Origin of the sequence: Rhizobium sp. 2MFCol3.1 (genome assembly GCF_000377565.1) — a bacterium.
GTDB lineage: Bacteria > Pseudomonadota > Alphaproteobacteria > Rhizobiales > Rhizobiaceae > Rhizobium.
On sequence record NZ_KB898353.1, the window covers coordinates 1 to 26,503 of the forward strand.

Here is a 26,503-nt window from a genome sequence, read left to right on the forward strand (position 1 = left end):
TGCGGATTTCAATGAATCGGGACAGCGATTTCAGCAAGTCGCGGACAAGCATTTCGCTAAGTCGCGGACAGCGTGCTCGATCGAGTTCCGCCAGCCTGGTTGCTGTTATGGGTGATTGATTTCGTTTATTTCGGCGCCGGTCAAGAGCGTTGGTGTTTTCCGCTTCCGCATGCTGTCGCCTTCGAGCGTTATACGGTGGGCATTGTGAACAATACGGTCCAGGATCGCGTCCGCTAGAGTTGCCTCGCCGATCATCTCATGCCATGCGGCCACAGGAAGCTGGGCCGTGATCAGAGTGGATTTCCGACGGTATCTTTCTTCAAAGATTTCCAGCAGATCGAGGCGCTGCCGATCGTTCAGGGTATGGGTTCCCCAGTCATCAAGCACCAGCAGATGAACGCGTGCAAGCTTGTCGATGAGGCGCGGAAAGCGTCCGTCCAGTCTGGCAAGCGCGAGGTCCTCAAATAACCGTGGCATGCGAACGTAAAGAACGGAGTGGTCGAGGCGGGCCGCCTGGCGTGCAAAGGCACACGCGATCCACGTCTTTCCGGTGCCCGTCTGGCCTGTCAGGATCAAGTTTTCATTTGCCTTGAGCCATGCACCCTGCGCCAGAGACAGGACGTTTCGGCGATCCAGTCCCCGGTGCGCTCCAAAATCGATGTCTTCAATGGAAGCATTGGCAAAACGGAGTTTGGCGGTGGCGAGCCGGTTTGTCAGTCTACGGTCCGTTCTGAGAGCGATCTCGCGGTCAAGCATCAACCCCAGTCGTTCGTCGAAGCTCAGATCATTTCCATGAGCCTGCTCCAGGAGCTCGCGATAGGCCGTTGCCATACCGGCCAGACCAAGCGCACTCATTTGCTCAAGTGTTGGATGTGTCAGCATCTGATGTCCTCTTATTGATAGTAGGTTTTGCCGCGGATATTGCCGTGCGGCGGGGCCGGCTTCACAGCCTCGGTCATGGCCGGAGCCTGATCGAGACCAGATCTGAGAATGTTGGCGACAGACGAATAGCTCAGCGCGTTGATCACCAGCGCCCGTTCGCAAGCCAACTCCAACCGATCGGATTGGTAGCGACGCGCCAGGGAAAGAACGCCTTGAGCAGATCGGTAGCCCTGTTCCGGGTGGGGGCGATCACTGAGGAGACGCTCGATGAACGTCGCCGTATTAACCCCGACCTTTGCTGCTTCGCTGCGCAACGAGTGGGGTGTCGTGTTTGCATAGCGCTGGTGCGCCTTAGGCATGTGTTCATTGACGGTGACGTGGCCTGAACGCTGCGAGCTCCGGATGTGACTTGCGACACGTTTGTGGTCGAAGAAGATCTCAACCGCCCGGTACGTCAGCCTGACATCGACCCGTCGTCCGATCAGCCCATGCGGTACGGAATAAAAGGTCTTGTCGACTTCGATATGGTAGTCGGGATGGACTTTTGCGGTTTTCCATTCCGAATACTCAAACGGCGTTGACGGCAAAGGTTTGAGTTGAGAGCGTTCGACTTCGTCGAACAATGCGCGGCGAGATTTTCCATATCGCCGCATGGTTCGGGTATTGAGGTCCTCGATCAAAGCGCTGATGCGGATATTAAGATCGACAAGGCTGAAGAAGCGCTCGTTGCGAAGCCTCGCTAGAACCCACCGTTCCACGATCAAGACCGTCCCTTCAGCAGACGGCTTATCGCGAGGATGTCGCGGGCGTGCCGGAACAACGGTTGTGTCGTAATGCTCGGCGAAAGCGGCGAACGTCGAATTCAGTGTGGGTTCGAACCAAAGAGCCTTGGCAACAGCCGATCTGAGGTTGTCGCAGATCGTCGTCTTCGTAACGCCACCAAAGTAACTAAAGGCCCGCTGATTGGCCTCAATCCAGTCGGGCAGCTTTTGGCTGAAGCTGGCATAGGCGAACGTCAGTTGCGACGCGCTCAGAACCGCGACATAGATCTGAGCTGCGCGGATCTCGCCAGTCGATGGATCGATGATCGGGATCGTATGGCCAGCATAGTCGCATTCCATCGCGACACCAGCAACGTGACGGCTGCGGTAGGTGGGCCTGGCTCGGCTTTCATGATCGGCAAACCGGCCGCAAAACCACGTATAGCCATAGCCATCCGGATGAGCTTCCCGATATTCCTGCCAAAGCAAATGGAGCGTGACGCCTTTGCGCTTCAGCTCGCTGGCCATCTTTGGCCAGTTTGGCTCGACGGTATCGCGTGGAGGCCGTCCCATACGCCGGAATAGTCGACGCTCGAGAACGTCGTCCTCGTCCAGGCCCGCAGGTAGAGGCCAGACCGCAAGCCCAGCTTCCCTTGCCCGCAGTAGGTACGTCGAAACCGATGTCTTGCTGATCTTCAGCCGCTCGGAAACGGCACGTATCGATAATCCCTGCTCGAAGGTAAGCCGCAGGATCGATCGGATATCCTTCACGTCAGTATGTCTCGCTTGCTTCCGCCTGGGCATCATGTCCTCGCTCAAACCACGAGGGGAATGTGCCAGATCGGCGCTCACGAAAATCGATCAAAATCCGCCGCAAGAACTGTCCGCGACTTACTGAAATCACTGTCCCGTACTTAGTGAAATCGGTGTCCGCGACTTACTGAAATGCCTGTCCGCGACTTTGTGAAACCCGCAGGCAGCGCCCAGTGGAGAGTCGATAGGCTGGCTAGAGCGCGAGAAATTATCGCGAACACGCGGTATCACCTGGATGCCGGGTTTGAGAGTTCCGCAGAGACCGAGATTCGGAAGCTGATACCGGCATAATTGGTTGGCTGTCTATCGGCAGCCTTCGGAACGATTTGTTGCGCTTGGCCACTGTGGGAGGAAACACCCCTCGCGCTACTGACCGCCCCCATCTGGGCTGCGAGGTGGCAGATGTAATCAATCTGCCACGGTTTAAAATCGTGTAGACTGACCGACCGTCTACCCTCTGAGAAGTGCAGCTTTCGCCCTTCTCAGAGAGTGATTATTGATATGGACGAATCCCAGGCCCGGAGGCCCATTCCACCAATAAGACTAGTCTCAGTCGATGGATTGCTTCTGCCCGATCTCGAATTCTACCTTCGGGATGAGCAAGTTCCAGCCGACTTGGATCCGACGCCAACGAACAACGCACCAAAGCGGTCTTGGCTCTATCGACTTTTCATGAGCTACGGTTACGCCGCTTGGCTTCTGTACCCGCACTTCAGCCCGGTCCCAGACTCTCGACCCGCGGCAACGCCCAAGCCGGCGACGCAATATGACCCCCAAGGCAACAGCGCTGATATTTGATCCGGGCGGATTACCGTGAGTATCGTCGCCTGAGGTTTGCCTCTCGATCCTCGAGAGATAGGGTGAGGCCCGCGATTATGTCTCGAAGTCCGTCGCTCCAAACGTACTCGCAAGCTTCGTCTATTGTTACCCACATCGATGCACGCTGGCCTTTCTCAGGGAAGGATGTCGCCATTGCGCCGACTTCCAGCATGAAAACGGAGACCCGCGCTGGAAGACGCCTTCTGGTCTTGGTATGGAAGAAATACGCGATTGGCTCAACCTCGCAGGTGCCGAGCGCTCCGACTTCTTCGAAAGCTTCACGCGCAGCTGCATGCCAGGGACTTTCGCCCGTGTCGATTCCGCCCTTGGGGATACCCCACCGCCCGTTGCGGCGGCTGCCGATCAACAGGATCTCAATGCCTGAGGCTGCTCGTCTATAGCAGATCGCCCCAGCCTGTTCGATGTCGTGTCTGGAGCCGCCGAAAACCTTGGCCATACTAGCCGGCATAAGGCGGACAATTCCATGCAGGATGGCCATTTTGCCGTGTCGGCGCATCGATACTCTCATTCGAGCGATTCCTTGATGCTACTATTCGATCGCACTAACCGTTGAGCCGCATCTTTGCTGCAGCACGTGCATATCCACCGTCCGCTCCGTCAAGAAAGTGAAGGTGAGAATTTTCACCGCCACCCGGGACGAGACAGGTCATTATGGCATGGGACTGTCGGTGAAGGCCGTAGCGCACCAATGACGATGAGACAGCGCCTCGTAGTATCGCCTCGACCTGTTCGACTTCCTGGGGCGTGCAATCGACAGTCAATCTGAGGACATCGTCGAATTTTCGGTAATCCGAATTAGAAGCAACGACAGCCCAGGTTTTTTCATCAATGCTTTTGCGGCCATCCTTCCGCGTAGGAACACGGAGAGGAACCGGGCTCGCATTGCCATCGGAACTTTCGAAGACTTGGATGATTTGACGCGCGATCTGGCTGAAGATGAGATCGGAGGTGCTGTCCATGGGTTCAACCAGCAACGAAAGAATAATTCCGCGCTTGCTCTCGAAAGGGTTCCACTCGCACGACAGGCCATCGAGGTTGGGCGGACGCAACTCGTCATCGCCGCGCCCTACAGAGAATTCCCCGCTTTTCAGTTGTTGTTCCGCCCAGCGGACGCCACCCCCCGCGAACATGTAATATGTTGCGTCAGATGACACGGCGTATCTTGCTATACTGACATCCCGACCGTTCATTCGAATGTCGCGCAAAGGGATCACGCCTGCGCGCATCTCGAGATTGAAGCTCTGTTCAGAAAGTGCGACGACCTGCCTAAGTGCCCCAATTGCTTTGAGCTGATGGGCAATCGGCAGTGCGAAGGTCGCACCGTCGCCCCCAAAACTAAAGGGAAAGTCGAACGAGCCGATTGCGTTTCCGACTGACGCGATGATAGACGCCCCAAGAAAGTTGACGTCCTCGTATCGGCCCCGTCTGATTGCCTCTGTCGATCCAACGACGTCAGTCATTCCGATGATCCAATCGTCAGGGAGCGGTTCATAGTTGGATCGGTCAAGCACGCTAGCGAACTTACGATAGACCTGCGTATGAGAAGGCATTTCGCTCATGTGGAGCCCCGATTCCTGAACCACGTAGGAGCGCGCACGCTCAACTCGCTTATTCCGTGATAAGAACACCACGATGTATCGTGGGTATTTCGAGATTGGGCTGAATTGCAACGAATTGTTTCGATCAAAGCCGTGACACAGTTCGATACAAACGAAGCTCGAGGTCGACTAATTGGCGTTAAAAACGATCTGCGCCGCAAGCCCGCCACCAGGGCGGTTCTCGAGCAACAACGTAGCGTTCATTTCACTCGCTAGTTGCTGTGCAATGGCGAGGCCCAATCCGACTCCGGGAGTGTTGTCCCCAAGGCATTGGCGAAGTTTAACAAAAGGCTGTTTGACGGATTCTATCAACTCCGGAGCTATCCCCGGTCCACGGTCCATGACAGCGATCACAGTTTGTCCGTTCACCGTTTTGGAAACCCTTATCTCCGCCGCTCCCGCAAACTTCAAGGCGTTGTCGATGAAGTTTGATAGAATGCGGCGCAAAGCTGCGGGCTTTACTGTTCGCACCCCACTAATCTTCCCGTCTATGGTGACGTCCCGGCCGGTGTCCTGGTAATCGAACACGACGCTCTCGATGAACGAACGCAAATCGGTCGGCATGTCCTTCTCATGGCTGAGGTGCGAGTTGCGTGCATAAGCTATACCGTCCCTCACAAGTCGCTCGGCTTCTCGCAAGTCTCTGAGCAACTTCTCCTGCTCGGGAAACTGATCAGCCAACTCCACCCGCAGGCGCATCCTCGTGATCGGAGTCTGCATATCGTGAGAGAATGCCGTGAGAAGCCGAATCCTCTCTTCAACCTGCGAACTAACCCTTTCCGACATTGAGTTGAACGCCTTGGCCGCCATCAGCGCTTCGCGTGGACCATCCTCCGGCAGTCTTTCAACCTTGCCATGAATTCCCAGCCTGTTTGCCGCCGCTGCAATGTCGCTTAGCGGACGAAGCATCTGACGAACGAGATACCCAGTCGTCACCACAACAAATAAGGTGGATGCAGCAAAAGTCCCGAGTGTCCATTGAGGCGCTTGGAGATCTCCAAAGGCAATCAACGCAGCGTATGCCGCGAGCGGGCCCGTCAGCGGAAGGATCAAAAATCTGGATTTTAGAGACTTGGGCTGAAGCCATGACAAGGCTCCGAACCCACGTCGAAGGGCGCTTTGAAAAAACAGTTCGGATATTCGAGCTGCGCCGAAGGCCAGCCGCCTCTTGCTCAAGGGCGGGCGTGAGGAACGCCCCTCGTGCTCAGCATCCGCATCCTCGGGAAGCCAAAAATCGTCCTTGATAACCGACATTATCGCCTCCCCTCTCCCAAATTCCAACCTCGCGCGCCGCGCAACAACCCGCCCAGGTCGCGTAAAGGCTCTACTCCAACCCGCCGATTTGCGACGCCCCCAAGCAAGGGAGATGGTGTCAACTGCTCCAAAGATTCGGGCATGCCTGCATCTCCTCAGCTGGCCAGGCTTAGCCTAACCTCCTATCGACAAATCAGGTCCTCCGTATCGCTCCAGCCGTCGAGTACTGCGCCTTTGCTCCTGCATCCCTACTTCGCCGATTAACCCGGTCCAGGACTACATTGAAGCAACACACTCGAAGAGCTAACAACTGAGAGCCTTTGAACTTTCGGCAACCTTTTGAAAGGCTGCATCTGCAATAGAACAGCAGCTCGTTCCTTTAAAATTTCAGACCCCCAAAGTTGTCATTTCAAATGTAATCATCGGATGAGCACTCAAGTGAGCTTTGCTCGCTGACTATCCTCCACCACCATGATTGACCTGGTGGGTTGCACGGAAGGCGTCGGAAATCTGCGAGAAAATTGATGCGAGTGCTTTGTCTAAACCTGCGGAGGCCCCCATCTGTGCCCTGATGATTGCTCCCTCGATGACAATCATAATCTGCGAAGCTACAGCATCCAGGTTCGTTAGACCTGTTCTCGATGCGACGGTACGAATGTAATCTTCCAGATCTGCTTTATGCTGAGCAGGCTCCGAAAATTCTTCGCCAAACTCCGCGAAAGTGTTGATGAAAGCACAGCCTCGAAAATCACCGCTAGAGAACCAAACGAGAAGAGCGGAACCAAGCGCCTTCAATCCTTCATCTTGGAGCCGACGTTCGACCTCAGTAGTGAACATGTCCATCCAATAGGCGTGCCGCCGAACGAGGAAGGCCCGTATTAGGTCTGTCTTAGACGGAAAGTGTGCGTAGAAGGACATCTTTGCCACGCCGGCCTCGGAAATGATGAGGTCTATCCCCGTAGCGCGTACCCCATGATGATAGAAGAGCTTGGCCGCAGCTGCGAGAATGCGCTCGCGAGTGGGCGTCTGCGCCTTCGTCATGGTTCTGGCAGTCATTGTTAGCCTCCTATACATCGATACTAACACTATACAGATCGGTCTGTCTACGAATCGCATCTTTTCAGGCGACACACCTGAGTTGCTCTACGGCAATTTGTTTCGGCTTGTATCAGTCTATTGATCGTCAACACGAAACCCCCATCTCGTACGAAAATGTTTTCCTCAAACGAATGAGAGGTACGGGATGTCGAAGCAATCTGTAGCCGATGTGATTGTGAACACGCTGCAAGCGGCGGGGGTTAAGCGAATCTATGGCGTTACAGGTGACTCGCTGAACGGACTCAGCGACGCGCTCCGACGGAAGGGAACCATAGAGTGGGTCCACATGCGCAACGAGGAGGCGGCAGCGTTCGCCGCCGGAGCGGAAGCGCAGCTAACCGGAGAGCTTGCCGTTTGTGCTGGCAGTTGTGGTCCAGGGAATCTGCACCTCATCAACGGTCTGTTTGACTGCCATAGAAGTGCCGCTCCAGTGCTCGCGATCGCGGCCCACATCCCCAGCTCAGAAATCGGAACCGGCTACTTCCAAGAAACGCATCCCGAGAAGCTTTTCCTGGAATGCAGCCACTACACGGAACTCGTCTCAGCAGCGTCGGTCATGCCGAGGCTCCTCGATGTGGCGATCAGGCAGGCAGTTGGCAAGCGCGGCGTCGCGGTTCTGGTTATCCCCGGCGATGTCGCCATGCAACAGATCGAGACTCCTCCGGCTGACAGGTGGTTGGTTCCCGCGAGGCCGGTAGTTGTTCCTGACAAATTCGAGCTCGATCGGGCAGCCGCACTTATTAACGATTGGGGAAAAACGACGATCTTGGCGGGAGCGGGTTGCGCTGGAGCGCATCGCGAGATTGTCAGCCTTGCAGAAAAGCTGAAAGCTCCGGTCGTACACGCCCTCCGCGGGAAGGAACACCTAGAGTGGGACAACCCCTATGATGTCGGCATGACCGGCCTAATCGGCTTCTCGTCCGGATATTTCGCCATGAAGGAATGCGATACTCTGCTCATGATCGGAACGGATTTTCCTTACCGCCAGTTTTACCCGGAAAGCGCCCGGATAATCCAGATCGACATAGATCCGACGCGCCTCGGTAGGCGAACTCCGATTTCGCTAGGTCTTGTTGGAGACGTCAAGTCCACCATAGACGCATTGCTCCCGCGAATAGACCCAAAGCACGACCGAGAACATCTCAATCGCTGCCAAGGGCACTATGCCCAGGCTCGAAAATCATTGGATGACCTGGCGCAGATTGAGAGGCCCGGCACCGCAATCCACCCGCAATACTTGGCTAAGGTCATCAGTGAATCCGCAGACGAAGATGCCGTGTTTACATGCGATGTGGGGACGCCAACTGTTTGGGCCGCCAGATATCTAAAAATGAACGGCCGCAGGAGACTGTTGGGCTCGTTTGTGCACGGATCAATGGCCAATGCCATGGTCCAAGCAATCGGAGCGAAGGCAGCGTTCCCGCAGCGACAAGCGATTGCGCTGTGCGGCGACGGCGGATTCGCGATGCTCATGGGCGACTTTTTGACGCTCGCGCAAGAAAACCTCCCAGTGAAGGTCGTAATATTCAACAACGGCGTACTTGGCTTCGTCGACCTGGAGATGAAGGCGGCGGGCTTGGTGGAGAGCAACACAGATTTGAAGAACCCCAACTTTGCCGAAATAGCGTCCGCCGCTGGCGTACTGGGTATTCGGGTGGAGGACGGTAGAGAATTGCAGTCCGCCATAAGGAAAGCGTTGGATCACGACGGTCCGGCGCTTGTGGATGTGGTTACCAATCATGACGAGTTGATCATGCCACCTAAACTAAACGCAGACCAGATTGCAGGCTTTAGTTTGTGGATGGCCAAGGCCGTCTTGAATGGCCGTGGGAACGAAGTCGTCGATTTGGCAAAGTCCAACATCTTGCGCTAACGCAGACAGGATAGTTCGGTGGGCGAAGACGTTATCCGCCCACCTCTCAAGTCAGTTGATTGACTTGTCAACAAGTCGGTTTTTCGCGATCCACGGCATCATGGCCCGGAGACGCGCGCCAACCTCTTCGACCTGGTGGCTGTCGTTCAATCGACGGATGCCTTTGAAGCGAGACCCGCCAGCCTTGTATTCCTGCATCCACTCCGAGGTGAACTTTCCGGTCTGGATATCTTCAAGGACACGCTTCATCTCTGCCTTGGTGTCGGCAGTGATAATTCGAGGGCCGGAGGCATACTCACCCCATTCTGCCGTGTTGGAAATGGAGTAGTTCATGTTAGCGATGCCGCCCTCGTGGATGAGGTCCACGATCAGCTTCATTTCGTGAACACACTCGAAGTACGCCATCTCGGGTGCGTAGCCTGCCTCGACAAGTGTCTCGAATCCCGCCCTCATCAACTCGACAAGCCCTCCAGCGAGAACCACCTGCTCGCCGAACAGGTCGGTCTCACATTCCTCGCGGAAATTGGTCTCAATCACGCCGGCTCTTCCGCCTCCGATGCCGCATGCATAGGAAAGCGCTACTTCCAACGCGTTGCCTGAAGCATTCTGGTGGACAGCTACGAGGCACGGCACTCCACCACCCTTCTGGTATTCACTACGGACAGTGTGGCCCGGTCCCTTAGGAGCGATCATTACCACATCCAGAGACCCCTTCGGCTCGATAAGGCCAAAATGTACGTTGAGGCCGTGGGCAAATGCGATCGCCGAGCCATCGCGAAGATTGTTGGCAATCTCGTTTTTGTAGATATCCGCCTGGAGCTCATCAGGTGTCGCCATCATCAAGAGGTCACCCCACTTGGCGGCTTCACTTACTGTCATCACCTTGAAGCCGTCCGCCTCTGCCTTCTTCTTCGTCGACGAATCCGGCTTGAGCGCGATCACGATGTTGGCTGTTCCGCTATCTTTGAGATTAAGAGCGTGTGCACGACCCTGAGAGCCGTATCCCACAATGACAACGTTCTTGGATTTGATGAGATTGAGATCAGCATCCCGATCGTAATAAACTCGCATTGGAGTTCCTTCCCATTTGCTAGCTATTCTGCTGCGGAGGGTCGACTTCCAACCAACCGCGAGAGACCTTTTTTCACAGGGAAGTTTTGGGGAGGTTTCAGAAATCGGGAGATGTCTTCCGTCGAACTACATCGGAAATTGGTTCGTTATCGATGTAACCGTTTCTGCGGCGTTGGCTGTATTTTGTCCATTGCGCCGGAGCCAGCTTTCGCCAGAGTGAGCGTGGCACTCAGCGCTCCTAACCGTTGTGTGCCGTTCCCCTCGAAGAACGGGAGTTTCGTTCTTCCATCTACGGACCATTCGTTCCAGCGAACGAATGGTCCCTTTTTGTTCGGACGCACCCCACCTGTTGACGCGCTGACGAGTGGCGTCATTGCGGCTTTCCAAACCGGACTAACACGACTAGCCGGCGTCGGCTCCCTGTCCGCCGCGACTGTCGTCATTACCATAGCTGGCTTGAGGTTGATCAGAGGTAGCGCTTGCACCCGCTCTGTCGGATAACTCACGCTTGAGGCTATCGGCGATATCCTTTTCGATCGCGGCCCGATCATCACTCGACATACCTCGCAGCGACTCTTCAGTCAGTCCGTGAGCGGCCAAACATCTGGCGCGCATGCTCGCGATCTTCGAAAGTTCCGCGAACAGCGAACTGTGCCAGGATTTAGCGGAGACCTCGGCGTCAGTCTCATCATCTATGGTCGCCTCAATCCCGATCTGCGACGCCACGAGGTCATCAGGCATCGATGCACTGTCCTTGCGTTTCAATACACCCGCGAAGCTGTTTCCCAGCGAGACATTGCTTTGTTCGTTAAACTGCGTTGAGCGATTGACAGCGTGAGAACTCAGATATCCACGTTCGATCTGCATTCGATCACCTCCTGGTTGCCCGGGCATGAGTGATCGTCCATCCATGCGCCAAGCTTACGCGCTTAGGTTGCTACAATATGATACAAAAATCCCGAATGCCCGTTATTGACAGATCAGTCTATAACCCTTAGCTTTCTCTCATGGCTAGACCAAGAGAATTCAACCGAGACGAAGCTTTACAAAAAGCAATGGCCGTGTTTTGGGCGAAGGGTTTCGCTGCGACATCGACCGACGACTTGTTGGAAGCAATGAAAATAGGTCGACAAAGCCTATACAATGCCTTCGGGGATAAACGACAACTGTACATCGAGGCGCTCACCACATACCAGCGCAATGTCACCGCAGAACATCTCAAGCGTCTTAACGATGCGCAATCGCCACTACAGGGCATTGAAAACCTGCTGACGGGCCTGGTTGCCGAAGATGAGCGGGTCCGGAACCTCGGATGCATGGGCCTTGGATCTGTAGGAGAGTTTGGCGTGATGGATGAAGAACTAGTAGCGCTTCGTTCGAGAGTGAGCCAAGCAATCGGTAGAAGAGTGACCGAGCGAATAATCGAAGGTCAGGCACTCGGCGAAATCAGTCGTAGCTTAGACCCCAATGAGTCGTCAGCCTTCGTTCAAGTGACAATGAGCGGACTTCAGCTCGCAGCGCGGGGTGGCGGAGGGCTAGACGATTTACGGTCGACAGCCCGTTTCGCAACTGAGCGGCTACGAGCCGACTAGAACTTGGAATGCCAAGTGGCCTTCCTTTCGGCCAGTTATGGACTAATCTGTCAACAATGGAGAATTTGACAATGACTGAAGTAAGTACAACTCAGAAGACAGCACTTGTATTTGGTGGTGCACGTGGTATCGGCGCTGCTGCCGTCAAGCGATTAGCCGCAGATGGGTTTGCTGTCGCATTCACCTACGTTTCTCGTCCTGACAAGGCGAATGAGCTTGCATCTGAGATCGAAGCTGCCGGCGGCAAAGCTCTCGCCATTCAGGCAGACAGCGCGCATGCTGACGCGATCCGCAGCGCAGTCGGCTCCGCGGTGAGCAAGTTTGGCAAGCTTGATACCGTCGTAGTCAACGCTGGTATCTTCAAGATGGCATCTGTTGAAGAGGTCAGCGTTGAGGACCTGGACCTGATGCTGAATATCAACGTGCGTGCAGTATTCCTGTCGGTTCAGGCCGCGGTAGCACAAATGAAAGATGGCGGCCACGTTATTACGATTGGCTCCAATGTGGCCATTCGCACCGCGGGTCCCGGTGCTAGCGTCTATCAGTTCACCAAGGCCGCCGTTGCATCGATGGTCACGGGCCTCGCGAAGGATCTCGCTCCGCGCAAGATCACCGTCAACAACGTACAGCCGGGTCCCACCAACACGGACATCAACGCCGGCGCTATCGAAATGCTTTCGGACATGAGCCCGATGAAGCGGGTTGCCGATCCCAAGGAAATTGCAGGCCTGATCTCGTATCTCGCCAGCGATGAGTCTTCGTACATGACAGGCGCTAGCCTTACGATCGACGGCGGCTTCGCTCTGTAATCCAGCACACGATGGCGCGGCGCAACTAGGCGCGCCATCGTTTCTTGTTTGTCGTACTCACTATTCGCTTACTGAAAGCCCGCAGCGCGCGCTAATGCTACGGCTCATCGCTCAACATAAACGCACTAGACCCACATAGAACGCGCGCCGAACGGCGTAGACGTTCCAAAGTTTTTCGTTCCGATCTTTGATGGCTGTTCGGAACTGACGTCCTTTTGCTTCTGTTGTGCTTCCGCCATGGCCTGCCGCTTGGCTTCCAGGGCCACCATCGTCTTGAGCATTTCGTCCAGCTCCGCTTTCAACTGCATCCGGTATTGGCCGCTGGTAGCTTTCTCGATCTGCTTCTTTTTTTCGGCGATATCGGTTTTCAAACTCGCAATGTCGGACTGCACACTAGCAAGATTGTCGCGACCGCCAACCGCCGGCGGACCAGAGAACCCAGAAATCATAGATCATCCCTCTTCTTTCCCGATCCCAGTAAGCGCAAAACTTGGTTAAAAAAGCTTCTACCGATGCGCCTATATACATGTGCTGCTTGTAATAGCTCGTTGTGTCGACACGGTTACCGGCGCGACAAGGAACCTTACAAATGCGAGGTTACGATGTTATCGGAGGGTGCTAGAAGCTCTCGTACTGCGCTCAATGACAGGGAGGTCAAATGCAGAGGATAACGCTAGGAAAGTCGGAGGTCCAAGTGTCACGCATTATCTTGGGGATGATGCGGATATCGCAGATGGATCAACCGTCCATTCGAGAACTATTTGAATCCGCGAGAGCATCTGGAATTGACCATTTCGATCATGCGGATATATACGGTGGATCGCCGCACCGATGCGAGACCCTGTTTGGCGACGCGGTCCAATTGACCGCGCAAGATCGCAGTGAAGTTGTTTTGCAAAGCAAAGTCGGTATCAGGCGCGGTTTTTTCGATTTCTCCAAGGATCACATCTTGGATTCGGTAAACGGCTCGCTGAGAGCGCTGAAGACTGAATACCTCGACGTTCTACTGCTGCATAGACCGGACGCATTGGTCGAACCCGAGGAAGTCGCGGCAGCGTTCGATCAACTTGCTGCAGACGGCAAAGTGAGGAACTTCGGTGTTTCCAATCACACCCCTGGTCAGATTGAGTTACTGAAGACAGCTGTCGACCAACCCCTCGTCGCCAATCAGATTCAGCTTAGTGTCGCCCATGCACCATCTATCGCTTCAGGCCTCTCTGCGAACATGGCTACCCTTGAGCAATCGGTCGACCGAGATGGTGAGGTTATCACCTATAGCCGGCTTAAATCCGTCACCCTTCAAGCGTGGTCTCCGTTCCAGGGTGCACTAACCGGTAAGATTTTTCTCGGCGATCTACAAAGCTACGGCGCACTGAACACTGCATTGGATGAAATCGCTTCCGATTATGGCGTGACACCGTCAGCTATCGCGGTTGCGTGGATCACAAGGCATCCAGCCAATATGCAAGTTGTACTCGGCACGACCAATCCTGTTCGCTTGGCAGACGGGGTCGCTGGCGCGGACATCAGGTTGACCCGGCAGCAATGGTACAAGCTCTTCAAGGCCGGCGGCCACGTTCTTCCTTGAGCGAGAAAATGGGCTCGACCTGAACAGTCAGACCCTTCGGGGATCAAACTGGAACGGGCTTCGAAGATGTTTCAATGCGTCAGCATCGATTTGCGTGACTACGTGCGTCCACGCCCGGATGTCGATTGGCCTTGTCGTCGACGAAGATTGCCCAGGGACGATCTCAAGCAGCCGCGATTTGCCGACACAGACCAGTTTGTCAATGTCGATACAGTACGCAAACTTGTACAATGAGGCGTTCTCGCGCCGCCTCATTGTACTGCAGGTCATTCGGCTCAGTTCGAAAAGTTTCCAATATTCAGAAGCTTGCATCCAAAGAGTCCCAAACCACAGAGCTACAATACTTTACACTTACAGCTCTTTAAGTATATGTATTTGCTGCCTTATCATGCAGCTGCCGCGCAGTCTGTGGCGGTCGGCCATTTGGCCGTTTTTACTCGCTAACGGATGGCAACTATGAGCAAACTCACCACCTCCTTCGGTGCACCTGTCCCCGACGATAACAACACGATTACCGCAGGCCAGCGGGGTCCTGCGCTGTTGCAAGATGTTTGGTTTCTGGAAAAGCTCGCCCACTTCGACCGTGAAGTCATTCCGGAACGCCGCATGCACGCCAAGGGCGCTGGCGCGTTTGGTTCATTCACAGTCACGCATGACATCACGCCATATACGCGTGCCAAGATATTCTCAGAGGTCGGCAAAAAGACGGAGATGATGGTCCGCTTTTCGACAGTTGCAGGCGAACGCGGTGCGGCCGATGCCGAGCGTGACATCCGTGGCTTCGCAATGAAGTTTTATACCGAGGAGGGAAACTGGGATCTTGTCGGCAACAACACGCCCATCTTTTTCATCCGCGACCCTCTAAAATTTCCCGATCTGAACCACGCCGTAAAACGCGATCCACGCACCGGCATGAGAAGCGCTGAGAACAATTGGGACTATTGGACTAACCTCCCGGAGGCGCTTCACCAGATCACGATCGTGATGAGTGATCGCGGCATTCCCAAAAGCTGGCGTCATATGCATGGCTTCGGTAGCCACACTTACAGCTTCATCAACGCACAGAATGAACGCCACTGGGTGAAGTTCCACTTTCGGACGCAGCAGGGCATCGAAAACCTCACCGACCAGGAGGCAACCGATCTCATCGGTCGCGACCGAGAGAGCAGCCAACGCGATCTCTTCGACAACATCGAGGCGGGAAACTTCCCGCGCTGGACGCTTTTCGTGCAGATCATGACCGAAGACGAGGCTAACTCGTACCGCCTGAACCCGTTCGACATCACGAAGGTCTGGCCAAAAAAAGACTTCCCCCTCATTGAAGTTGGCGTAATGGAGCTGAACCGCAATCCGGAAAACTTCTTTGCGGAGATCGAGCAGGCGGCGTTCGCTCCAAGCTCGATCGTTCCTGGGATCGGCTTTTCGCCCGACCGGCTGCTTCAAGGCAGACTTTTTTCATACGGCGACACTCAGCGTCACCGTCTCGGCGTAAACTACTCGCAGATCCCCGTGAATGCTCCAAAGTGCCCGTTTCATAGCTATCACCGCGATGGCGGGATGAGGATCGACGGCAATGGCGGACGTACTTTGTCCTATGAGCCCAACAGCTATGGCGAATGGTCTGCTCAACCAGATTTCTCGGAACCCCCGCTCAAAGTCGACGGAGCTGCTGCGCGTTGGGACCACAGAGTCGACGACGATTACTTCTCGCAACCTGGCGATCTGTTTCGACTGATGACCGAAGCCCAACAGCTGGTTTTGTTCGAAAACACCGCCCGCGCGATTTACGGTGCGTCCGACAGGACAATTCAACGGCATATCGACAATTGCACAAAAGCCGACCCGGCATACGGCGCAGGGATTGCACAAGCGGTCGAACGCATTCACAGGGCAAAAGGCGCGCCTAATCCGGTCACGGATGCGGCCGAGTAACCTACCCCTGCAAAAGAGCCTGCGCCGACAATTTGGCGCAGGCTCAGCTCAAGCATTTCAGAATCTGATTATTTGCCGAGCCAACGGTATTCGGCGATGGAGGCACGACCCGTCTTTTTGTCGTAGAGACATATAACGCTGCTAATCGTCTTCGCCTTACCACGGCCAACAGAGCCGCGTAGTAGCACCGCGATCTTTCCCGTTGCGTCGTCAAAGACGACCGGGGCGGAAGCTTCGGGTGTGTCGAACCCGGATTGGCCAATGCAGGTTCCATTCACTTTTGCAAATAGCGCGTTCCACGCGCCATCGCTCGAGGCCGATGCGTAGTGGCTCATCGTCGTGGCCAGAGTGATCGCCAAGATTGTTTGCTTTCTCATTTCGATTTCCTTGGGCGTCCCTAATTCGAGGTGTGTCGTCGGGCGGGATCGTTGTCACGACGACTGGACCCGCCGTAAACACGGCGGATGTGCGAAAAATCTGCAATGGAGGTCGCGTGCAAATGATTGCGCCCTCCTCCCGAGTGGTGGCTTTATAGCCAAGAAGTGGCTTACTCGCGGCAAACGGCCAGCGTTTCGGGGGTGATTGATTTGCGGGAGACATAACATCTCTGCAGGGAAGAATAAGTCGGCAGCTCATCACCAATCCGAGCTGTAAATCGTTCTCGATTAGCACACGGCAGACACAGAGTCGGAAGGCGGTGCGCGACCACTCCTAACGCACAAACCTCGAAGATATCGCCATTTCACGCTGAATCTGCGGGCCCTTGACAAACTGCTCTCCACTTTCACAAAGCCCGACGTTCATTGCCACGGTGGGAACTGGGGCCGCCCAAATGCTACCGCTGAGGCGCTTACAGGCCCAGGGCTTTCCGCAGAAATCGGGTTACATCTGAAATGCAGCGGGTTGCGAAAGCAACATCGTCATCCGTTACATCTGAAGTCACCTTCTGGATCGCCAAACACTCTGGTCACATCGCTTTGCAAATATCGTCCTAGCAAATCGAAACAAGCAGCTGGGCCGGGTGAAATGGTGAAGATCGAGTTTTTGACGCGCCCGTTTTTCGTGGGGGACATCAATGAGAAATTGCACGGCATTTCAATTCTCGAATTCATCGTATCGGATACGAAGTACGCACGGCATCGCGGGCTGCCTGTTGATGTAGTGCGTGGAGTTGAGTGCGCTAGTGAATTTGCGCATTGCGCCAAGGTCGAGATTTATACTCGCGCCTCGGCTGCAAGCTCTGTAATTGCGGCTCTCAGCACGAACATAGGTCACCGCTCGATCGCAGAGACGATGATTGTCTCCGCGATCGACGCCACCTTCGAAATCGGCTTGGCCTCAGATGGAGATCATACCGAGGTCGCGGCATGAGCGTTTTTCTCCACCTTGCTTACGTGCATAATCGCCCATCAGCCAAAAGTGAAAGCGTATGCCTGCACGCCTGTGTCGAGGAACTTGATCTCAAACGTTCTCGGCGCAACATCACCCGTCTGTCTCACGAGCTGATACAACTTCGTCTCAGTTACAACTCCATTGCCTTCAGCATCGATGTCAGTACCGTGATCAGCCCCAGGAGGCTGGCCATCGACCGTGACCCGAAATCGGACTGGCTTACCATCTGCACCAGGCCCTAACACGAGATGCAGATCCCGGGCACTGAACCGGTAGGTGATGCCACCGTTCAGCTCGTCCAGGCTCGCGGCCTCGCCCCCAACAGTCCAAGCGCCCGAAAGCCCCCACTCGTTAAGCCCGGGATTGCCTGGCGAGTAGTCATGTCTCTCGTCCGCTTGCAGACCGCCGGGCGACACGAAGTTGGATGCCTGGCTGTAACCGACATATGTTTCGCCTGAACGCAAGGTCGCCAAGTTGGCACTGACTTCGGCTCCGCTCGCGCTGGGCTTGGACGATACGTTCGACACGTCGGCCCGGCCCGCCTCTCGTAGAAGATCCTGAATGGCCTTTTCGGTCTGACGGTAGCTTCCCTCGCCAAAGTGGCTGTATCGGATCTGGCCAGCGGCATCGATCAAGTAGTGGGCAGGCCAGTAGTTGTTGTTGAACGATCGCCAGATAGAAAAATTGTTGTCGATTGCGACAGGATACTCGATCTGGAAATCGGCTACAGCCTTGCGAACGTTGTCGACATTCCTCTCAAAAGCGAATTCGGGTGCATGGACGCCGACTACAACCAGGCCCTGCTCTTTGTATTTCTCAGCCCACGCACGGACATATGGTATGGTCCGGATGCAATTGATGCATGAGTACGTCCAGAAGTCGACAAGAACAACCTTGCCCCGAAGATCCGCCGCGTTGAGTGGCGGGGAGTTCAGCCACTGGACGGCACCGTCAAGAGAGGGTGCGCGTCCCTCATTTGGCAGATCGCTCCTGAAGGGCACAGCCTTATTTGCAACAACCGACGCCGCTTCGTCGTCTGGGGCCCGCTCAGACTGCGTGGGCGTGCCGTGGATCGTATTCAAGAGTGCCTGTTCAATGACGCCGGTGCTGGCGTAGGAGAACCGCGCCAGGATGCTCGTATCCAAGCCAAATCCGATTGTGACGACGCCAGCCAGAACAGCTACGCCCAGGGCCTGCCGTATCCGTTCGCTCACCCCCAGCGACCCCTTCATGGCTCGGAATACCTTGCCGCTGACCAGAAGAGCTACCGCCAAAGAAGAGGCAGCACCTGCTGCATAGGTTAAGAGGAGCAAGGTCGTTTGGACATTGGCCCCCTTTAAGGCAGCGCCGGTCAGAACGAGACCAAGGATCGGTCCCGCGCACGGAGCCCACAGCAATCCCGTCGCGAGCCCAAGAACAAGGGAACTCCATGCCGTAGCTGGGGCAGTGCCCGTGGTGTTCAGCAGCTTGTTACCGAAATCAACGGCCGGCTTCGTAAGGCCATTGGCGACCCGTGTCGAAAGCAAACTTACGCCCAGAAGCGCGAGGATAACTAGCGCTGCAAATCTTCCATATTCGTTCGCCTGGATTGCCCAGCTTCCGCCTACGGCCGCAAGCGATGCAACGACCCCGAACATCAGCACCATTCCCAGAAGCATAGGAAGCGTGCTTCGGACGAACGGCTGCCCTGCCCGGGAGAAGACAAACGGGAGTATGGGAAGGATGCATGGGCTGAAGATTGTCAGCACACCCCCGAGATAAGCAATGATGAGAAGTGTCATAGTCGTTTCCCTTGCGCAGTTGATCTGATGCCCGTGAGCAACAATTCATGCTAAATGGGGGTGACGACGTATCCGGGATGTGTCGGGTTCAGCTGCAAACTGTACCGCAACGTAGCTACCACAGCGCACAGAACAGACAGATACAAAAATGCGAGCCTGCGATGCTTCTAGACATTTGTATCAAACTGTATCTGGACGCCGGAATGTTACAAACGCATTCATTTTGCGTCGCGCGCGACACATCTGAGATACATCGCCGTCATCTAATAACAAATCCGTGAAGAGGTATGCAGCGTGATCGGCTTACGTCGTTGGCGCTCGTTGCGTTTGCGGATTGGCAGGCTTGAGCATGGAAACTTCAGGATCATCAGCAAAGGTTACGGGATAGGGCCATGGAGCATGTCGATCACATACTCATCGTCGACGACGACAATGAGATCCGGGAATTGGTCTCGGGCTATCTAAAGAAAAACGGCCTCCGCGCTACAGTCGCTGGTGATGGTCGCCAGATGCGCACCTTTCTAGAATCGAACGTCGTCGACTTGATCGTGTTGGACGTCATGATGCCTGGCGACGATGGATTGATACTTTGCCGCGAACTGCGATCGGGCAAACACAAAGCTACCCCTATCCTGATGTTGACCGCCCGCAGCGACGAGATGGACCGTGTTCTCGGATTGGAAATGGGCGCGGACGACTACCTCGCCAAACCATTCGCAGCTCGCGAGCTTCTCGCCCGCATCAAGTCCGTCCTGAGACGAACGCGGATGCTACCGCCGAATTTTCAGGTCTCGGAGCTAGGCCAGATATTGAGGTTTGGAGAATGGCGGCTCGATACGGTTGCTCGCAATCTGCTCGATGAGAGCGGTACGGCCATCGTGCTCAGCGGAGCGGAGTTCCGTCTGCTTAGGGTCTTCATCGACCATCCTCAGCGGGTGCTGAACCGCGACCAACTGTTGAACCTCACACAGGGCCGTGACGCGGAGATCTTCGATCGGTCAATCGACCTTCTGGTGAGCCGCCTTCGACAAAGGCTCGGTGACGATGCGCGCGAACCCATTTACATAAAGACGGTGCGCAGTGAAGGCTATGTCTTCTCGGTGCCAGTCGAGTCGGGATTACCGGAATGACCGCACTCACCGGCTCACCGCTGCGGATGCTGTTGCCGAGCAGCTTGCGGTCGAGAATGTTTCTCATTCTGCTGCTGGGCTTGGCGGTTGCCTACGGCATGTCATTCAGTGTGCTTTATGTCGAACGATATATGTCCGCAAAGGCAGTCATGCTCGGCACTCTTGAAACCGATGTCGCCACATCTATAGCGGTTCTCGACCGTCTCCCTGCAGACAAACGCGCCGACCTCACTGACCCGCTCAGCCGGGGGAACTATCGGTTTGTACTTGGCTCCGGTCAGCCGGGAGTTCCAGACAAAAGCGTCAAGGGTGCTGAGATTGCGGACACAATAGGGGCCGCAATAGATCACAGGTTTCCAATACGGATGGAATCCATCCCCGGTGGCGTTGAGAGACTACAGGCTCATCTGGAATTGTCAGACGGCACTCCTCTGACAATAGACATAACGCCCCGCGCGATCATGCCTCTGGCGGCTTGGTTGCCTTGGGTGTTTTCCTTGCAGATGGTCTTCATCGCAATACTGGCGTGGCTTGCGGTTCGGCAAGCCTCCCGTCCGCTAGCCGATCTGGCCGCAGCGGCGGACGCCTTGGACCCCATGAAACGCGGGCCGGCCTTGAGCGACCGGGGACCAACCGAGGTGGCGCATGCTGCGAAGGCATTCAATGCAATGCGCGAGCGAATTGCCCATTATCTCGAGGAGCGAGTTCAGATACTCGCAGCAATATCACATGACCTCCAGACGCCTATTACTCGCATGCGACTAAGAGCAGACCTCTCCGACGACAGTCCCGAAAAGGCGAAACTGTTAAACGATCTGGCAGAGCTGGAGCAGCTCGTTCAAGACGGGATCGCATACTCCAGGAGTTCGCACGGGAACGGTGAGAAGGCCACAAGGATAGACATTGCCTCGTTTATCGAGAGTATTTGTTACGATTACCAGGACACGGGCAAAGCGGTCACGTTCACCGATCTGGCCAGCGGTACGACGATCACAAAACCTCACGCGCTTCGACGCATTCTTACGAACTTCATCGACAATGCCTTGAAGTTCGGCGGCAGTGCGGAAGTTGGAGCAGTCCGGGACCAAAGCAATGGGATTGTCATCTCGATAGGCGACCGCGGTCCGGGCATCCCAGAGGACCAGATCGAGGCCGTCCTTCAGCCATTCTTCAGGCTCGAGCAATCGCGCAACAGAGATACCGGCGGGTCAGGGCTCGGGCTTGCAATCGCTCAGCAACTTGCTACCGCGCTCGGTGGAACGATGCGCCTGGCAAACCGTCAGGGTGGCGGTCTCGTAGCGGAAGTGCACCTGCCAGCCCGATAGCTTTAGAGACCTCGGCCGCAGCGTCTCGGGCGCTTCGCTACTGTTCGTTACAAAATAGCATGTTTCCGGAAACATGCCTGATACGTCGGTCACTCAATACTCTCTCGTCAACAACGCCGCACAACTGCGGCTCGAATGAGGAGTTCGCAATGACTAAGATCGACAAGGTACTTTACACTGGACGGACGCATACGACCGGTGGCCGTGAAGGCGCGGCGCTCAGCGACGATCGCGCCCTGGACATTAAGCTTTCGCCTCCGGGAAGCGGTCGCGCCGGCACCAATCCGGAGCAACTCTTCGCCGCCGGCTGGTCCGCTTGCTTCATCGGCGCTCTCGGCATTGCAGCTGGGAAGCGTAAAGTTGCTCTCCCGGCTGGCACTGCAGTCGATGCGGAGGTCGATCTCGGTCAGAGCGACGGCGGATACGCTCTCCAGGCACGGCTGCGAGTGAGCCTGCCCGACGTTGAACCCGAACTCGCACGCGTTCTCGTCGAGGAAGCGCATCAGACCTGCCCCTACTCGAAGGCGACGCGCGGAAACATCAACGTCGAACTGAACCTGGCCTGAGCTAGCCGTGTATCGTTCAAACTAGAAGCGGACGGGCATCTGGCCCGTCCCAAGGAGTGAATCATGAAAATCGCAATCATCTGTCTGCTTGCCATTACCGTTCTCGCCGCGCCATGTATCTACGACATCACCTCGAACGAGCCCTCCCCTCTGAATGGCCTCGTGGCAGCGGTTCAGCCGGGCAAACAAGCAATCAATAGCTACACTGCCGCAAGCGAACTGTTGTTCTAGCGCGAGGCCCCCCAGATGAAGCTGTATCTCAACGAGGTATCATCGGCCGCGTCACGTGTCCGGATCGCTTTGGCACTCAAGGGCCTCTCTGTCGAAACTCAACAGATCGGCATTCTCGGGCTCGAGGCTGAAAGTCGAAAGAGCGACTATCGGCGCATCAACCCGCTAGGACTAGTGCCAGCACTAGAGACTGACGACGGCCTGTTGATCACTCAGTCCCTCGCTATCATCGAATACCTCGATGAGTTGAGACCCGATCCGGCTCTGCTGCCAACCGCACCGGTTGAGCGCGCGCTGGCTCGTTCTATCGCTCTGTCCATCGCATCTGAGATACACGCGCTCCTTACGCCGCGCGTGGCCTTGCATTTAACCGACGCGTTCAACGCCGATTCTCAATCGACAACGGCTTGGAACCGACATTGGGTTGGGATAGGTCTCGACGCGGTGGAGCAACTGCTACACCAGAACCGAAGAAGCGTCTTCGCGATCAACAGCATTCCGACTGTCGCGGACATCTTTCTATATCCGCAAGCGATAGGGGCGAAGCGTCTCGGGTTCGATCTAGGACGGTGGCCGAACATCGCGGATGTGTTTAGCCGGCTGGAGACCCTGCCTGCGTTCGCTGAAAACGCTCCTGCTCCGCGCAAGTAGCAGTATTATCGCGATCCCATAACGACCCCTCTTACGGGAAGGGGTATTCAATTAAGCCGCGTGCTGCCACAACAGCACGCGGCTAACCCTACATGTGATGCTGTTAATTAGCTCAGTCCGCACTCCGGTCCCGCGGAGCCTCAGCGGACATAAAGGGGCATGCCGGCAGCACGTCCACTGCCTTCTCCGCCGCAGATACCTCATCCAGAATTCTGAGCGCGTGTTTGTGAAACATCTCCCCAGCCTCAGTCAGACGAAGTTGCCGGGTAGACCGCTCGATCAAAACCCTCCCGATGGTGGCCTCCAATCGCGTCAACGCGCGACTTACTGAGGACTTCGGCATATTGAGCGACCGAGCGGCGCTCGAAATGCTCTTCAGATCTGCGATGAGGGCAAACGCTGCCAAGTCGACAAGGTGAAACATGTGGCTATCGTCCCATCTTTGGTGGGCGAAGTCCACCTTCAAGCGCCCGAACTTTACCTAAACTCCCGCCGAAGCCTGGCGACCTCACGCAACAAAAGGGAGGCACAACGGAGTGCCGTCAATCGGATGTTCAATGACCATTGCTTCAATGCCGAATATCGCTTTGATCAGCCGAGGGGTGAAAACCTCTGCAGGCTTACCGTGTGCAAGAATTTTGCCTCCGCTTACAGCGACGACGTTATCCGCATATTTTGCAGCATGGTTGAGATCGTGGACGACCATCACTACTGTTCGGCCATGGTCGCGATTGAGGCGCTTTAGTAGCTCGAGCACTTCAAACTGATGGGCGATGTCCAGATAGGTCGTCGGCTCGTCGAGAAGAAGGATGGGCGTTTCCTGAGCTAACGCCATGGCAATCCACGCCCTCTGCCGTTGACCGCCGGAAAGCTGGTCCAGTTGCCGCTCCGCCAGGGCGGTCAGACCAGTCGCATCGAGAGAATTTGCGACAACGTCTTCGTCCCGCGAGCTCGGCCGGGACAGAATGCCTCGATGCGGATGCCGGCCAAAGCGGCAAAGCTGACGCACCGTAAGACCTTCCGGTGAGACCGGGCTCTGCGGAAGGAGCGCCAACGCTCGAGCGACGTCGCGACCCGCCAATGCTGCGATTGCCTTTCCGTCGAGGCAGACCGTGCCCGAAAGTGGAGGACTTACACGTCCCAGCGTGCGGAGAAGCGTCGATTTTCCGCTACCGTTCGCGCCGACCAACGCGGTGATGCGGCCATCGGGAATGACGATATCGATGTCTTCGAGGACAACATTCGAAGCATAGCCAAGCTTGAGATTGTGACCAGACAGTCTCGGTTCGTTATCGTGGGTCAATCTGATTTGGCCTCTCGGAAAAGCAAAAAGATCAAATAGGGTCCACCGATGACCGCGGCAACGATCCCGGCAGGTATCTCGTTGGGTAGTGCAACGATTCTGCCAAGCAGGTCCGCAGTCGTCAGGATCAGTGCTCCCAACAGCGCGCTAGTTGTAACCAAGGCCGCCGGTCGAGAGCCTACAAGCAAGCGCGCCGCATGCGGAGCGAGTAGTCCGAGAAACCCGATGCTGCCCACGCTCGCCACGCTGCCCGCGCACAATAGCACCGACACGACGACAAGCCCCCCTCGCAGCAATGTCGGCGACAACCCGATGCTGATCAGCGTTTCATTGGAAAAACCTCCTGCATCGAGGTGTTTAGTGCCAACGAATATGAGCGGCAGACAAGCAATAACCCAGCACGACAGCGCAATCACGTCGGACGATGTGCTGCCATAAACACTGCCTGCGAGCCACACCATTGATTGGTCCGCTCGGCTGGGAAACAGGACCATTACGTACTGAACCAAGGCATGTGCAAAAAGGCCCAGCGCAACTCCTGCCAACGCAAATCCGGCTATTCCTCCGGCCAGGAGGCGGCCGATCGCAAAAAGCATCAAGCAACCAGACAACGAACCGACGATGACCCCGATCGGAATAGCCCATACGGCCCAACTAGGTGGCGTCGAGACACTCACCAAGAACGCACCTAAGCCCGCCCATTTCGTAACTCCGACGACATCTGGGGATGCGAGTGGGTTTCTTAGCGCTCCCTGAAGAAACACGCCGGCCACTGCGAGCGACCCGCCAGCCAACATCGCCACCACAACCCGAGGTCCCCTATACTGCATGACAATAAATTCGTTCTTTCCCCCACCTAATGCGTTGAACACATCGGCGACACTGAGCGTGACAGCGCCAACTGTCATCGACAGAACGGCCACGGCAAGGGTAAGTCCAAGGACGCCTGTGCATACCCAAAGTACGCGCGATTCTCTAAAAGAGCAGAGGCCGCTGATCATGCCCTCCTGCCCTTCCACAAAATAATAAGGAACGCTGGCGCGCCTATGAGCGCCGTCACGATCCCCACCGGAATTTCGGCCGGGAACGCAGCGGTTCGCCCTAAGATATCTGCAACATTGAGAAGAAGCGCGCCGCCTACAGTGCTAAAAATGACCAAGTTCAGGTGGTCACCTCCCGCGATCTTTCGAACCATGTGAGGCACGAGCAGGCCTATAAAACCTATCGGCCCGCTTACTGAAACTGCCGATCCCGCCAGGATGACGATCAGACAAGCGGCGAGGCCGCCCACGCGACGGGAGTTTTGCCCCAACGAGGTACCTGTTGTCTCGTCCAGCGCCAACACGCCAAAATGTCGAGCGGCTAAAATCGCAATTCCAGTACCGATGAGACTGAACGGCAAAACGATCAAGACTTTCGACCATTGTGCTCCGTTGATCGAGCCCGCGAGCCAATAGACGACATCCTGCGCAGCGTTGTTCGAGATCAAAATCGCCTGGACCAAGGCGGAAAGGACAAGTTGGATCGTAATTCCAGCTAAGGCAAGCTTGAGATCGGTCATTGTCCGAGATAGCGACAGTGACCACATCGCGATACCAACCGCCGCGGCGCCGGCGAATGCCGGCCACACGGTTCCCCACCCGCGCATCCCGGGAATTGCGATCAGGCATGCCACGATGGCCAAGGAAGCTCCCGCGTTGATCCCAAATGTCTGTGGGGATGCCAATCCGTTTCTTGTGAGAGTCTGGATCAACACACCCGCGACAGCCAGATTAGCCCCGACCAAAACCCCGAGTACGGCACGGGGCAACCTTACCTCCCAAACGAGTGAACTGTCCGCCGATCCATCGGGGGAAAGCAATAGCGCCAGGGCGCGCGAGAGGGGAAGGTTGGCAACACCAAACGAGATCGCGGCCACTAGAACTATCAACAAGAGTCCGAGCAGTGCCGCCACCACGATCAGACGGCTCCTCAAGGCTGTGCTGGTCCGGACATCCACATACCTCAATGCGT

At 55.8% G+C, this 26,503-nt stretch carries 25 protein-coding genes; 11 read left to right on the forward strand and 14 right to left on the reverse strand.

Annotated elements, in window-relative coordinates; translation table 11 throughout:
- Positions 1-105: 105 nt before the first annotated feature.
- The 6 genes from istB to D460_RS32320 form a co-directional block, all read right to left on the reverse strand.
- Complete coding sequence (istB, locus tag D460_RS0100005; protein ID WP_018896424.1) at positions 106-882, reverse strand: IS21-like element helper ATPase IstB; 777 nt, start codon at positions 880-882, stop codon at positions 106-108.
- Positions 883-893: 11 nt separating this feature from the next.
- Positions 894-2,447, reverse strand: a complete 1,554-nt coding sequence (gene istA, locus D460_RS0100010; RefSeq protein ID WP_026282616.1) for an IS21 family transposase — start codon at positions 2,445-2,447, stop codon at positions 894-896.
- Positions 2,448-3,264: 817 nt separating this feature from the next.
- Positions 3,265-3,804, reverse strand: coding sequence for an NUDIX hydrolase (locus tag D460_RS32310; RefSeq protein WP_081619825.1), 540 nt, complete (start codon positions 3,802-3,804; stop codon positions 3,265-3,267).
- A gap of 34 nt (positions 3,805-3,838) precedes the next feature.
- Positions 3,839-4,855, reverse strand: a complete 1,017-nt coding sequence (locus D460_RS0100025; protein WP_018896428.1) for a DUF3095 family protein — start codon at positions 4,853-4,855, stop codon at positions 3,839-3,841.
- Positions 4,856-5,023: 168 nt separating this feature from the next.
- Entirely contained in the window at positions 5,024-6,148 is a 1,125-nt protein-coding gene (locus D460_RS32315; protein WP_051110743.1) for a HAMP domain-containing sensor histidine kinase, read from the reverse strand.
- A 456-nt stretch (positions 6,149-6,604) separates the two neighbouring features.
- Entirely contained in the window at positions 6,605-7,204 is a 600-nt protein-coding gene (locus D460_RS32320) for a TetR/AcrR family transcriptional regulator (RefSeq protein WP_018896429.1), read from the reverse strand.
- 187 nt (positions 7,205-7,391) lie between these two features.
- On the opposite strand from D460_RS32320, the gene poxB reads away from it, so the two are divergent.
- Entirely contained in the window at positions 7,392-9,119 is a 1,728-nt protein-coding gene (gene poxB / locus D460_RS0100040) for a ubiquinone-dependent pyruvate dehydrogenase (RefSeq protein ID WP_018896430.1), read from the forward strand.
- A 51-nt stretch (positions 9,120-9,170) separates the two neighbouring features.
- Here the strand turns inward: poxB and ilvC are convergent, their stop codons facing one another.
- Both ilvC and D460_RS34380 read right to left on the reverse strand, forming a co-directional pair.
- A complete protein-coding gene (gene ilvC, locus D460_RS0100045; protein WP_018896431.1) occupies positions 9,171-10,190 on the reverse strand; it encodes a ketol-acid reductoisomerase in 1,020 nt (339 codons plus the stop codon).
- Positions 10,191-10,592: 402 nt separating this feature from the next.
- A complete protein-coding gene (locus D460_RS34380; RefSeq protein ID WP_018896432.1) occupies positions 10,593-11,057 on the reverse strand; it encodes a hypothetical protein in 465 nt (154 codons plus the stop codon).
- 188 nt (positions 11,058-11,245) lie between these two features.
- Between D460_RS34380 and D460_RS0100055 the strand changes: the two genes are divergently transcribed.
- A complete protein-coding gene (locus D460_RS0100055; protein WP_018896433.1) occupies positions 11,246-11,782 on the forward strand; it encodes a TetR/AcrR family transcriptional regulator in 537 nt (178 codons plus the stop codon).
- Positions 11,783-11,853: 71 nt separating this feature from the next.
- Positions 11,854-12,591 carry an SDR family oxidoreductase gene (locus D460_RS0100060; protein WP_018896434.1) on the forward strand — a complete coding sequence of 246 codons (738 nt, stop codon included), beginning with the start codon at positions 11,854-11,856 and terminating at the stop codon, positions 12,589-12,591.
- A 125-nt stretch (positions 12,592-12,716) separates the two neighbouring features.
- Here D460_RS0100060 and D460_RS0100065 read toward each other — a convergent pair whose 3' ends face one another.
- Positions 12,717-13,040 carry a hypothetical protein gene (locus tag D460_RS0100065; protein WP_018896435.1) on the reverse strand — a complete coding sequence of 108 codons (324 nt, stop codon included), beginning with the start codon at positions 13,038-13,040 and terminating at the stop codon, positions 12,717-12,719.
- 245 nt (positions 13,041-13,285) lie between these two features.
- On the opposite strand from D460_RS0100065, the gene D460_RS0100070 reads away from it, so the two are divergent.
- Together D460_RS0100070 and D460_RS32330 are read left to right on the forward strand one after the other, a co-directional pair.
- Positions 13,286-14,179: an aldo/keto reductase gene (locus tag D460_RS0100070; RefSeq protein ID WP_245267693.1), complete on the forward strand. Its 894-nt coding sequence runs from the start codon at positions 13,286-13,288 to the stop codon at positions 14,177-14,179.
- A gap of 447 nt (positions 14,180-14,626) precedes the next feature.
- Positions 14,627-16,111 carry a catalase gene (locus tag D460_RS32330; RefSeq protein ID WP_051110744.1) on the forward strand — a complete coding sequence of 495 codons (1,485 nt, stop codon included), beginning with the start codon at positions 14,627-14,629 and terminating at the stop codon, positions 16,109-16,111.
- Positions 16,112-16,179: 68 nt separating this feature from the next.
- Here D460_RS32330 and D460_RS0100085 read toward each other — a convergent pair whose 3' ends face one another.
- Complete coding sequence (locus tag D460_RS0100085; protein WP_018896439.1) at positions 16,180-16,488, reverse strand: hypothetical protein; 309 nt, start codon at positions 16,486-16,488, stop codon at positions 16,180-16,182.
- 649 nt (positions 16,489-17,137) lie between these two features.
- On the opposite strand from D460_RS0100085, the gene D460_RS0100090 reads away from it, so the two are divergent.
- On the forward strand, positions 17,138-17,482 hold the full coding sequence (locus tag D460_RS0100090) for a hypothetical protein (protein ID WP_018896440.1): 345 nt from the start codon (positions 17,138-17,140) through the stop codon (positions 17,480-17,482).
- Positions 17,483-17,520: 38 nt separating this feature from the next.
- Here D460_RS0100090 and D460_RS0100095 read toward each other — a convergent pair whose 3' ends face one another.
- Complete coding sequence (locus tag D460_RS0100095; protein WP_018896441.1) at positions 17,521-19,284, reverse strand: cytochrome c biogenesis protein DipZ; 1,764 nt, start codon at positions 19,282-19,284, stop codon at positions 17,521-17,523.
- A gap of 392 nt (positions 19,285-19,676) precedes the next feature.
- Between D460_RS0100095 and D460_RS0100100 the strand changes: the two genes are divergently transcribed.
- From D460_RS0100100 to maiA, 5 genes are all read left to right on the forward strand, one after another.
- Positions 19,677-20,414, forward strand: a complete 738-nt coding sequence (locus D460_RS0100100; protein WP_018896442.1) for a response regulator — start codon at positions 19,677-19,679, stop codon at positions 20,412-20,414.
- On the forward strand, positions 20,411-21,739 hold the full coding sequence (locus tag D460_RS0100105) for a HAMP domain-containing sensor histidine kinase (protein WP_018896443.1): 1,329 nt from the start codon (positions 20,411-20,413) through the stop codon (positions 21,737-21,739). Before D460_RS0100100 ends, D460_RS0100105 begins: the two co-directional genes overlap by 4 nt.
- Positions 21,740-21,888: 149 nt before the next feature.
- The gene (locus D460_RS0100110; RefSeq protein ID WP_018896444.1) at positions 21,889-22,305 is read left to right on the forward strand and encodes an organic hydroperoxide resistance protein; all 417 of its coding nucleotides are present in this window, start codon (positions 21,889-21,891) and stop codon (positions 22,303-22,305) included.
- A gap of 63 nt (positions 22,306-22,368) precedes the next feature.
- Positions 22,369-22,536, forward strand: coding sequence for a hypothetical protein (locus D460_RS36300; RefSeq protein ID WP_018896445.1), 168 nt, complete (start codon positions 22,369-22,371; stop codon positions 22,534-22,536).
- A gap of 15 nt (positions 22,537-22,551) precedes the next feature.
- Complete coding sequence (maiA, locus tag D460_RS0100120) at positions 22,552-23,187, forward strand: maleylacetoacetate isomerase (protein ID WP_018896446.1); 636 nt, start codon at positions 22,552-22,554, stop codon at positions 23,185-23,187.
- Positions 23,188-23,695: 508 nt separating this feature from the next.
- On the opposite strand, the gene D460_RS0100130 is transcribed toward maiA, so the two are convergent.
- The 3 genes from D460_RS0100130 to D460_RS0100140 are packed head-to-tail and all read right to left on the reverse strand — an operon-like array spanning position 23,696 to position 26,489.
- Positions 23,696-24,490, reverse strand: a complete 795-nt coding sequence (locus tag D460_RS0100130) for an ABC transporter ATP-binding protein (RefSeq protein ID WP_018896448.1) — start codon at positions 24,488-24,490, stop codon at positions 23,696-23,698.
- Positions 24,487-25,491 (reverse strand): iron ABC transporter permease, encoded by a 1,005-nt coding sequence (locus tag D460_RS0100135; protein ID WP_018896449.1) that lies wholly within the window; start codon positions 25,489-25,491, stop codon positions 24,487-24,489. Before D460_RS0100135 ends, D460_RS0100130 begins: the two co-directional genes overlap by 4 nt.
- Positions 25,488-26,489: an iron ABC transporter permease gene (locus D460_RS0100140; protein WP_348625609.1), complete on the reverse strand. Its 1,002-nt coding sequence runs from the start codon at positions 26,487-26,489 to the stop codon at positions 25,488-25,490. Before D460_RS0100140 ends, D460_RS0100135 begins: the two co-directional genes overlap by 4 nt.
- Between the last annotated feature and the right edge of the window lie 14 nt (positions 26,490-26,503).

What these genes read in the sequence shown, in the direction of transcription:
- istB (WP_018896424.1), bottom strand. Translation starts at nt 882, where the DNA reads ATGCTGACACATCCAACACTTGAGCAAATGAGTGCGCTTGGTCTGGCC.
- D460_RS36300 (WP_018896445.1), top strand. Translation starts at nt 22,369, where the DNA reads ATGAAAATCGCAATCATCTGTCTGCTTGCCATTACCGTTCTCGCCGCG.
- D460_RS0100110 (WP_018896444.1), top strand. Translation starts at nt 21,889, where the DNA reads ATGACTAAGATCGACAAGGTACTTTACACTGGACGGACGCATACGACC.
- D460_RS0100085 (WP_018896439.1), bottom strand. Translation starts at nt 16,488, where the DNA reads ATGAGAAAGCAAACAATCTTGGCGATCACTCTGGCCACGACGATGAGC.
- D460_RS0100025 (WP_018896428.1), bottom strand. Translation starts at nt 4,855, where the DNA reads ATGAGCGAAATGCCTTCTCATACGCAGGTCTATCGTAAGTTCGCTAGC.
- D460_RS0100105 (WP_018896443.1), top strand. Translation starts at nt 20,411, where the DNA reads ATGACCGCACTCACCGGCTCACCGCTGCGGATGCTGTTGCCGAGCAGC.
- D460_RS34380 (WP_018896432.1), bottom strand. Translation starts at nt 11,057, where the DNA reads ATGCAGATCGAACGTGGATATCTGAGTTCTCACGCTGTCAATCGCTCA.
- D460_RS32330 (WP_051110744.1), top strand. Translation starts at nt 14,627, where the DNA reads ATGGCAACTATGAGCAAACTCACCACCTCCTTCGGTGCACCTGTCCCC.
- maiA (WP_018896446.1), top strand. Translation starts at nt 22,552, where the DNA reads ATGAAGCTGTATCTCAACGAGGTATCATCGGCCGCGTCACGTGTCCGG.
- D460_RS0100060 (WP_018896434.1), top strand. Translation starts at nt 11,854, where the DNA reads ATGACTGAAGTAAGTACAACTCAGAAGACAGCACTTGTATTTGGTGGT.
- D460_RS0100135 (WP_018896449.1), bottom strand. Translation starts at nt 25,491, where the DNA reads ATGATCAGCGGCCTCTGCTCTTTTAGAGAATCGCGCGTACTTTGGGTA.
- D460_RS32320 (WP_018896429.1), bottom strand. Translation starts at nt 7,204, where the DNA reads ATGACTGCCAGAACCATGACGAAGGCGCAGACGCCCACTCGCGAGCGC.
- D460_RS32310 (WP_081619825.1), bottom strand. Translation starts at nt 3,804, where the DNA reads ATGAGAGTATCGATGCGCCGACACGGCAAAATGGCCATCCTGCATGGA.
- D460_RS0100095 (WP_018896441.1), bottom strand. Translation starts at nt 19,284, where the DNA reads ATGACACTTCTCATCATTGCTTATCTCGGGGGTGTGCTGACAATCTTC.
- poxB (WP_018896430.1), top strand. Translation starts at nt 7,392, where the DNA reads ATGTCGAAGCAATCTGTAGCCGATGTGATTGTGAACACGCTGCAAGCG.
- D460_RS0100065 (WP_018896435.1), bottom strand. Translation starts at nt 13,040, where the DNA reads ATGATTTCTGGGTTCTCTGGTCCGCCGGCGGTTGGCGGTCGCGACAAT.
- D460_RS32315 (WP_051110743.1), bottom strand. Translation starts at nt 6,148, where the DNA reads ATGTCGGTTATCAAGGACGATTTTTGGCTTCCCGAGGATGCGGATGCT.
- istA (WP_026282616.1), bottom strand. Translation starts at nt 2,447, where the DNA reads ATGCCCAGGCGGAAGCAAGCGAGACATACTGACGTGAAGGATATCCGA.
- D460_RS0100090 (WP_018896440.1), top strand. Translation starts at nt 17,138, where the DNA reads ATGGTGAAGATCGAGTTTTTGACGCGCCCGTTTTTCGTGGGGGACATC.
- D460_RS0100100 (WP_018896442.1), top strand. Translation starts at nt 19,677, where the DNA reads ATGGAGCATGTCGATCACATACTCATCGTCGACGACGACAATGAGATC.
- ilvC (WP_018896431.1), bottom strand. Translation starts at nt 10,190, where the DNA reads ATGCGAGTTTATTACGATCGGGATGCTGATCTCAATCTCATCAAATCC.
- D460_RS0100055 (WP_018896433.1), top strand. Translation starts at nt 11,246, where the DNA reads ATGGCCGTGTTTTGGGCGAAGGGTTTCGCTGCGACATCGACCGACGAC.